Here is a 1,316-nt window from a genome sequence, read left to right as displayed (position 1 = left end):
TCCGGGGGTGGGCGAGGACGCGGCGGCGAACGAGCCAGTCGACGAGCGGGCGGGAGGCGCTGACGAAGCGGAGGGTGGCGGGGGTACGGCGGTACCAGCGGCCGGCCTGCCAGTGCAGCAGGTCGTCGGGCATGCCGATCGAGAGGGCACCGTGCGCGCGCAGTTCGTCCGTGACGCCGGGCAGCAGCCGCTCCAGCGCCCGCCGGCCGCTCTCCAGCAGGACGTGGGTGTGCCGGTCCTGCGGCAGGCCGGACCGGTGCTCGGGGCCGTCGGGGTAACGGTCGCGTTCGACGACGGTCACCGCGTCGGCGTGGTCCGCCAGTACGTGTGCCGCGAGGAGCCCGGCCAGGCTCCCGCCGACGACGACCGCGTGCCGCGGCCGCTCCCGTCCCGCCGCACGTCGCGTCCCTGCCGTCTCGTCCACGTTCCACCCCCGACTCCGGCCGCCCCGGCCTCGCGACCGGAACGGGCGCCTTCCCCCGAGCACGGCCACGCTACCCGCCGGTCGGCCTCGCGCGGAACGACGCCCGGCACGACCGGGCGCACGGCACCGGATCCGGCGTGAAGCGCCGTCCCCGGTGGCGCGTTCCGTTCCGTTCGCCGCCGGCTCCTCAGCCCTCGGCCTCCGCCAGGAGCGCGGCGACGCCGTCCAGGAAGCGCCGCAGACCGAACTCGAAGAGCTCGTCGAGATCGAGGTCGTAGGGGCCGGAGGCGAACAACCGCGCCATCGTGGGGAGGCGGCCACCGGCCAGGATCCGCCGGAGCTCAGGCTCCTGGGCGTCCATCCACGTGTCGCTGTCCATGCCGGTCAGGGCCTGCGCCTCCTCCTCCGCCTCGATGTTGACGGCGGTGCCGCGGATGTAGTTGAGCAGCGTGAGGTGGGTGGAGAAGACCGTCGCGCTGTCCAGGCCCCGGCCGTCCAGGGCGCCGAGCACCCATTCGGTGAAGGGCAGGGCGCTGGGGACCAGCTGGGGGCGGGTCACCGAGAGGGCGGGGGCGAGCCACGGGTGGCGGCGGAACACCTGCCACAACAGCCGGGCCGCGACGGTCAGCCGCTCGCGCCAGTCGTCCGGCGGGACGTCCGGGAACGGGGTCCGGGCGAAGACGGCCTCCATCATCCGCATCACGAGGGCGTCCTTGTCGGCCACGTGCCGGTAGAGCGACATGGTCGCCACGCCCAGGACGGTGGCGACCCGCCGCATCGATACGGCGGCCAGCCCCTCGGCGTCGGCGATGCCCAGGGCGGCCTCGACGATCCGTTCGGGCGAGAGCCCGGGGTCCGTACCGCTCCCCCGCCGGTCCGGGGCCGGGGCGGG

At 75.5% G+C, this 1,316-nt stretch carries 2 protein-coding genes; both read right to left on the bottom strand.

The window, feature by feature from the left end; translation table 11 throughout:
- The coding region (locus JNW98_RS34930; RefSeq protein ID WP_372459405.1) for an NAD-binding protein at window positions 1-424 on the bottom strand (424 nt) is incomplete at its 3' end.
- A gap of 187 nt (window positions 425-611) precedes the next feature.
- Window positions 612-1,316 (bottom strand): TetR/AcrR family transcriptional regulator (locus JNW98_RS34925; protein ID WP_223772291.1); only part of this gene is annotated, 705 nt, incomplete at its 5' end.

Source organism: Streptomyces huiliensis (assembly GCF_020037025.1).
Classification (GTDB): domain Bacteria; phylum Actinomycetota; class Actinomycetes; order Streptomycetales; family Streptomycetaceae; genus Streptomyces; species Streptomyces huiliensis.
Note: the sequence above shows the minus strand (reverse complement) of the source record. Positions and strands in the feature narration are given on the sequence as shown.